The organism is Inquilinus sp. (genome assembly GCF_057815775.1).
The window spans coordinates 1-7,767 of sequence record NZ_JBYRFX010000295.1; the positions used below are offsets into that span (position 1 = coordinate 1).

At 71.5% G+C, this 7,767-nt stretch carries 3 protein-coding genes and 1 pseudogene; 3 read left to right on the top strand and 1 reads right to left on the bottom strand.

Features of this window, described 5'->3' with window-relative positions:
• Both AC3XYG_RS10525 and AC3XYG_RS10530 read left to right on the top strand, forming a co-directional pair.
• A partial coding sequence (locus AC3XYG_RS10525; protein WP_489139780.1) for a hydantoinase B/oxoprolinase family protein occupies positions 1-3,589 on the top strand: 3,589 nt, incomplete at its 5' end.
• 111 nt (positions 3,590-3,700) lie between these two features.
• The gene (locus tag AC3XYG_RS10530) at positions 3,701-5,338 is read left to right on the top strand and encodes an OPT/YSL family transporter (RefSeq protein ID WP_489139781.1); all 1,638 of its coding nucleotides are present in this window, start codon (positions 3,701-3,703) and stop codon (positions 5,336-5,338) included.
• A 12-nt stretch (positions 5,339-5,350) separates the two neighbouring features.
• Here AC3XYG_RS10530 and trmFO read toward each other — a convergent pair whose 3' ends face one another.
• Positions 5,351-6,730 carry a methylenetetrahydrofolate--tRNA-(uracil(54)-C(5))-methyltransferase (FADH(2)-oxidizing) TrmFO gene (gene trmFO, locus AC3XYG_RS10535; RefSeq protein ID WP_489139782.1) on the bottom strand — a complete coding sequence of 460 codons (1,380 nt, stop codon included), beginning with the start codon at positions 6,728-6,730 and terminating at the stop codon, positions 5,351-5,353.
• 162 nt (positions 6,731-6,892) lie between these two features.
• Between trmFO and AC3XYG_RS10540 the strand changes: the two are divergent.
• Positions 6,893-7,767 (top strand): annotated as a pseudogene (locus AC3XYG_RS10540) (hypothetical protein); the annotation flags it as partial.

Sequence of the window (7,767 nt, forward strand, 5' to 3'; positions counted from 1 at the left end):
CACCAACGCGGTGATCGAGCGCAAGGGCGCCAAGCTGGGCCTGATCACCACCCAGGGCTTCCGCGACATCCTCGAGATGGGGACGGAGCAGCGCTACGACATCTACGACCTGTTCCTGCAGTATCCGGAGCCGCTGGTGGCCCGCCGGCTGCGGCTGGAGGTGCCGGAGCGGGTGGACCGCGACGGCGCCGTGGTCACGCCGTTGGACCAGGATGCCGTGCGCGCCGCGCTGCGCCGACTGGTGGAAGAAGGGGCGGAGGCGGTGGCGGTCTGCTTCCTGCATTCCTACCGCAACCCGGAGCATGAGCGAATCGTGGGCGAGATCGCCCGTGCGGAATTCCCGCAACTGGCGGTGTCGCTGTCCTCCGAGGTCGTGGCGGAGCTGTGGGAGTACCAGCGCTGCGTCACCACCTGCGCCAACGCCTATGTCCAGCCGCTGATGGACCGCTATCTCCAGCGGCTGGAGCGGGAGCTGGCGGCGCGCGGCTTCAAGGGCACGCTGCGGCTGATGCACTCCGCCGGCGGGCTGGTGGCGCCGGAGACGGCACGCGCTTTCCCGATCCGGCTGCTCGAATCCGGCCCGGCCGGCGGTGGCCTGGCCACGGCGCTGTTCGGCGCCCTGGCCGGCAAGCCCGACGTCATCTCCTTCGACATGGGCGGCACCACCGCCAAGGCCTGCATGATCGAGGACGGCCGGGCCGAGATCGCGCCGATGATGGAGGCGGGGCGCATGCACCGCTTCAAGAAGGGCTCCGGCCTGCCGATCAAGGCGCCGGTCATCGACATGATCGAGATCGGCGCCGGCGGCGGGTCGATCGCCTCGATCGACGAGGTCGGGCTGCTGCGCGTCGGCCCGCATTCCGCTGGCTCCGATCCCGGCCCGGCCTGTTACGGCAAGGGTGGCGCGCAGCCGACGGTGACCGACGCCAACCTGGTGCTGGGCTATTACGATCCCGGCTTCTTCCTCGGCGGCCGCATGGCGCTGGACAAGGCGGCGGCCGAGGCCGCGGTCGCCCGGGTCGCGCAGCCGCTCGGCCTGTCGGTCGAGGACGCGGCCTGGGGCATCCACAAGGTGGTGACCGAGAGCATGGCCGCCGCCGCCCGCGTCCATCTGGTCGAGAAGGGCAAGGATCCGCGCCGCTACGCCATGGTCGGCTTCGGCGGCGCCGGCCCGGCCCACGCCGCCGGCGTGGCGCGGGTGCTGGGGGTGGCCGAGGCCATCATCCCGCCGGCCTCCGGCGCGGCCTCGGCGCTGGGCTTCCTGGCGGCGCCGCTGTCCTTCGAGCTGGTGCGGTCGCACCCGGTGCGGTTCGCCGGGGCGTTCGACGCCGCCGCAGTCAACGGTGTGCTGGCGGAACTGGAGGACGAAGGCCGTCGCCGGCTGGCCGAGGCCGGCGTCGAGGCGGCTGATGTCACCGTCGAGCGCAGCGCCGACATGCGGCTGACCGGCCAGATGCACGAGATCGCGGTGCCGCTGCCGGCCGGTGCGATCGACGCCGGCAGCCTGGAAGCGATCCGCACCGCCTTCGCCACGGTCTACACCGCCCGCTACACCTCGCTGTATGGCGGTGCCGAGATCGAGGCGATCAACTTCCGCGTCCGCTGCCTGGGCCCGACGCCGACCCTGTCGCTGGCCGGCGCCACCGGCGGCGGCGACGCCGCGGCCAAGCGCAAAGGCACGCGGCTGGCGCGCTTCGCCGACGGCACGGTCGAGGCCGTGGTCTATGACCGCTACGCCCTGGTGCCGGGCGACCGGATCGAAGGCCCGGCGATCATCGAGGAGCGGGAATCCACCACCATCGTGCCGCCGGGCGACATCGTCCGGGTCGACGAGACGCTGAACCTGCGCATCGCCATCGGCGTCGCCGCGCCGGTCCAGGCGCTGGTCACGGCCGAGATGACGCTGCCCGAGGCGATCGCCCGGATCGAGGCCGACCCGATCGCGCTGGAGATCATGTGGAGCCGGCTGGTCACCGTGGTCGAGGAGATGTGGCTGACAGTCTGCCGCACCGCCTTCTCGCTGGTGATCTCCGAAGCCCAGGATTTCGCCTGCGAGCTGCTGGACCCCGACGGCGAGACCCTGGCCCATTCGCCGCGGGCGATGCCGGTGTTCAACCTGACCCTGCCGCGGGCGGTAAAGGCGCTGCTGGCGGAATACCCGGCCGAGACGCTGCAGCCCGGCGACGTGCTGATCACCAACGACCCCTGGCTGTGCGCCGGCCATCTGTTCGACATCGCCGTGGTCACGCCGGTGTTTCATGACGGGCGGCTGGTCGGGCTGATGGGCACGGTCGGGCATGTCTCCGACATCGGCGGCACCAAGGACAGCCTGCGGGCCCGCGAGATCTTCGAGGAGGGGTTCCAGATCCCGCCGATGAAGCTGGTCGAGGCCGGGCGGCCGAACCAGACGCTGTTCCGCCTGCTGGCGGAGAATGTCCGCAACCCCGGCCAGGTCACCGGCGACGTCCATTCCTTCGTCGCCGCCAACGCGCTGGGTGCCGAACGGCTGGTCGCCTTCATGCAGGAATACGGCATGCAGGACCTGCGGGCCCTGGCCGCCGTGGTGCAGGGCCGGTCGGAGAAGGCGATGCGCGAGGCGATCGCGGCGCTGCCCGACGGCGTCTACCGGTCGGAGATCGAGAACAACCCGCTGGGCGAAAGGCTGCGCTATCCGCTGGCGCTGACCATCGCCGGCGACAGCATCACCCTCGACTTTGCTGGCGCCCCGGCGCAGCTGCCGCAGGGCGGGCTGAACTGCACCCTGAACTACACCGAGGCGCATGCGACCTATCCGCTGAAATGCATGCTGACGCCCAATGTCCGCGGCAATGCCGGCTGCTACCGGCCGTTCCAGGTCAAGGCGCCGGAAGGGTCGATCCTGAACGCCAGCCGGCCGATGGCGGTCAACCTGCGCACCCGCACCGGCTGGTACATCGCGCCGAACATCTTCCGGGCGCTGTCCGAGGCGGCGCCGGACAAGGTGCAGGCCAACACCGGCCTGCCGGTGGCGGCCACGATCTACGGCCGCGACGCCGAGGGCGGCACCTATTCCGACATGCTGTTCATGGGCGGCGGCCAGGGTGCCTCGTCGCATGGCGACGGCAAGTCCGGCCTGCTGTGGCCGACCTCGGCCGCCAACACCTCGATCGAGCTGTTCGAGACCAGGGTGCCGGTGCTGGTGCTGGAGAAGACCTATGTCACCGATTCCGGCGGGCCGGGGCGCCATCGTGGCGGGCTGGGCCAGCGCGTCGCCCTGCGCAAGCTGGCGGATGACGGGCTGGCCACCTTCGTCGCGGTCTATCCCGAAGGCGTCGGGAAGACCAATCCCGGCCTGTTCGGCGGTGCCCCTGGCGGCTCGGCCCGCGGCCTGGTGCGCGACGATGACGGCCAGATCCTGCGCGACTGCGGCACCGGCGAGCTGGTGCAGCTGAGCCGCCCCGGCGAGATCGTCGAGGTCACCCTGGCCGGCGGTGCCGGTTACGGCGATCCGGCGGATCGGCCGCGCGCCAAGCTGGACCGCGACATCGGCGACGGGCTGGTCTCGGCACCGGACGCCAAGGATGCAGAAGCGGCCGCCAAGGCTGCCTGACCCCCAGGGCCGCGCGTTCTTCGGGACGCGCGGCCCATCTCCACAGGGCGCGCCCAAGGCCCCGCATCGCGAGAGCAAGACCGCGGCAAGCGGTTCCCTCCAGGAGGTTTCATGCAGCACGACCCGACCGCGGAGCCGGCCCCTGTACCGGCCGGTCCGCGCCGCCATCCCAGCGTGTTCGAACCGGCGACGCTGGCCCTGATCATCCTGCTCTGCGTCTTCGGCGCCATCATCGGCATGCAGATCCTGGTCAGCCTCGGCGTCTCGGCCAACACCTCGCTGATCGGCGCCCTGGCGGCCATGGTGCTGGCGCGCATCCCGCTTGGCCTGTTCGCCCGCTACCGCTCGATCCATGTCCAGAACCTGGCGCAGAGCGCGATCTCCGCCGCCACCTTCGGCGCTGCCAACAGCCTGCTGCTGCCGATCGGCATCCCCTATGCGCTGGGCCGGCCGGACCTGGTGCTGCCGATGTTCGGCGGCATCGCCCTGGCCATGCTGCTGGACGCCTACATGCTGTACCGGATGTTTGACAGCAAGATCTTCCCGGCCACCGGCGCCTGGCCGCCGGGCGTGGCCGCTGCCGAGGCGATCAAGGCCGGCGACCAGGGCGGCCGCAAGGCGGTGCTGCTCGGCCTCGGCGTCGCCATCGGTGCCGTCGGATCCTTCTTCAAGATCCCGATGTCGGCCTTCGGCATCGCCTTCATCGGCAACATCTGGGCGCTGGCGATGTTCGGCGTCGGCCTGCTGCTGCGCGGCTATTCCACCCAGCTGTTCGGCGGCGACGCCTTCGCCGGCATCATCCCCGGCGGCGACCTGGCCAAGGCCTATATCCCGCATGGCGTGATGATCGGCGCCGGGCTGGTGGCGCTGCTGCAGGTGGTGCAGACCATCCTGCGCAAGGATACCGACAGTGCGTCGCGCACCCAGTCGGACGCGTCGCTGCGGCGGGCGCTCGGCCTCGGCACTGTCGCTTACATCGCCCTGGCGGTGCTGATCGCCATCGCCGGCGGGGTGTGGGCGGAGCTGTCCTGGGGCATGCTGGTCGCCTTCATTCTCTATGCCGCCTTCGCGGCTTTCGTGCATGAACTGATCGTCGGGCTGGCGGCGATGCATTCCGGCTGGTTCCCGGCCTTCGCGGTGGCGCTGATCACGCTGGTGATCGGCATGCTGGTCGGCTTCCCGCCGACGGCGCTGGCCGCCCTGGTCGCCTTCTCCGCCGCCACCGGCCCGGCCTTCGCCGACATGGGTTACGACCTCAAGGCGGGCTACATCCTGCGCGGCCACGGCGCCGACCCGGACTTCGAGCGCGACGGCCGGCGGCAGCAGCTGCTGGCGGCGATGGTCGCCTTCCTGGTGGCGATCGTGGTGGTGTTCTTCTCCTGGCAGACCTTCTTCGCCCAGGACATGCTGCCGCCGGTCGACCGGGTCTATGCGGCCACCATCGGCGCCGGCGTGGCGCCCGACGTGGCCCGGTCGCTCGCCTTGTGGGCCATCCCCGGCGCGCTGATCCAGTTCCTCGGCGGGTCGAAGCGGCAGATGGGCATCCTGTTCGCCACCGGCCTGCTGCTGGCGGCACCGCTGGCCGGCTGGGCGGTGCTGGCCGGCATCCTGATCCGGGCCGTGTGGACCCGCTGGCGTGGCGAGGAGGGGCGGAGCGAGATGGAGGTGGTCGCCGCCGGGATCATTGCCGGCGACGCCCTGTTCAGCTTCTTCGATTCCGTCAGCCGCAACTTGTTCGGCAAACGCTGAGCTGCCTGGGGCTCAGGCGGCCGCGCGCCGCCCGAGCCACACATCGAGATCGACCAGCGCCCGCTCGGCGTAGAGGGTCTTGCGGTCGCGGCCCTTGACCTTCTTCTGGCCGGGCTGGCGCTCCGGCACCTCCGGCGGCGGGAACAGGCCGAAATTGACGTTCATCGGCTGGAAGGTGTCGGCCGCACCACCGCCGGTGATGTGGCCGATCAGGGCGCCCAGGGCGGTGGTATCAGGCGGCTGGACGATGGCCTGGCCCAGCCGTTCGGCCGCGGCCATGCGACCGGCCAGCAGGCCGATCGCGGCGCTTTCGACATAGCCTTCGACGCCGGTGATCTGGCCGGCGAAGCGCAGCCGCGGCAGCGCCTTCAGCCGCAGCGTCGGGTCCAGCACCCGCGGGCTGTTCAGGAAGGTGTTGCGGTGCAGCCCGCCCAGCCGGGCGAAATCGGCGTTCTGCAGGCCCGGGATCATGCGGAACACCCGCACCTGCTCGGCGTATTTCATCTTGGTCTGGAAGCCGACCATGTTGAACAGCGTGCCCAGCGCGTTGTCCTGGCGCAGCTGGACCACGGCCCAGGGCTTGCGGTCGCTGTGCGGGTTGGTCAGGCCGACCGGCTTCATCGGGCCGAAGCGCAGCGTCTCCGCCCCGCGCTCGGCCATCACCTCGACCGGCAGGCAGCCGTCGAAATACGGCGTGTCCTTTTCCCAGTCCTTGAACTCGGTCTTGGGCGCGGCTAGCAGCTCGGCGATGAAGGCGTCGTACTCCTCCTTCGTCATCGGGCAGTTGATGTAGTCCTTGCCGGTGCCGCCGGGGCCGGGCTTGTCGTAGCGCGACTGGAACCAGGCGGTGTCGAAGTCGATCGATTCGCGATGGATGATCGGCGCGATGGCGTCGAAGAACGCCAGCTCCGCCTCGCCGGTCAGGCCACGCACCGCCTCGGCCAGGGCCGGGGAGGTGAGGGGGCCGGTGGCGACGATGACGCTGTCCCAGGCCTCCGGCGGCAGGCCGGCGACCTCGCCGCGCTCGACCGTCACCAGCGGGTGGTTCGCCAGCTCGGCGGTCACGGCGGCGGAGAAGCCGTCGCGGTCGACCGCCAGCGCGCCGCCGGCCGGCACCTTGTGTGCATCGGCATGGCGCAGGATCAGCGACCCGCAGCGCCGCATCTCCTCATGCAGCAGGCCGACCGCGTTGTACATCGCGTCGTCCGAGCGGAAAGAGTTGGAGCACACCAGCTCGGCGAAGCCGTCGGTCTGGTGCGCCTCGGTGCCGCGCATCGGCCGCATCTCGTGCAGCACCACGGGCACGCCGGCCGACACCAGCTGCCAGGTCGCCTCGCTGCCGGCGAGGCCGGCGCCGATGACATGGACGGGGGCGGGCGCGGAGGTGCTCATGCTCAGGGAACCATTTCACTGCGGAGGGCGTGATTGATACGCCCGATCGTTCCGTCGAGGCAACGGAGCAGGTGGGGTTCGGGCGCCTTTGTCATGCCATCCTCCTGCATGTATCTATGGCACAGCGCGGATCGACGCGGCCGAAGGGAAGGGACCATCGCAATGGCTTCGACGCGGGCATGGCTCTGGCGGACGGCGTTGCCGGTCCTGGTGCTGGGCTTCCAGCTGCATGCGGCCCCGGCCGCGGCGCAGCAGACCCCGGCCCCCGGCACCGAGAATTCCTGCATCTTCGCCCATGACGGCGAATGCGACGAAACCAACGGCACCTGCGCCCCCGGCACCGACAGCGCCGATTGCCGGCCGGGCGCTCCGGCTGCCCCCGCCCATACCGCGGCCCCGGCTGCGCCGGCCGCCCCGACTGCGCCAGCCACACCGGCGGCGCCGGCCCAGCAGAGCACCCCGGCCCCCGGGGCGAACGACGACAGCTGCCCCTTCGCCAAGGATGGCGAGTGCGACGAGCCGGGCATCGGCTCCGGTGCCTGCGCCGCCGGCACCGACACCACCGACTGCAAGGCCAAGCACGGCGGCGCGGCGCCGGCGACCCCGGTGCCGGCCCCGACCACGCCCCAGCCGGTGCCGCCGGCTGATACTGCCAACGGCTGCCCCTTCGCCCATGACAATGAGTGCGACGAGCCCGGCATCGGCTCGGGCGCCTGCGCCGCCGGCACCGACACGGCGGATTGCGCGGGCAAGCGCGGCGACCTGCAGGCCCCGGCCTCGCCGGTGCCGCCCAGCGGCGCCACCGACGACAGCTGCCCCTTCGCCAAGGATGGCGAGTGCGACGAGCCGGGCATCGGCTCCGGCGCCTGCGCCGCCGGCACCGACACCACCGACTGCAAGGCCCACCCCGGTGTCGTGCCGCAGACCCCGACCACCCCGGCCGAGCCGGCGGCGGGCGGCGATGACAGCTGCCAGTTCGCCAAGGACCAGGAGTGCGACGATCCCGATGGCGGCACCGGGCTGTGCGCCCCCGGCAC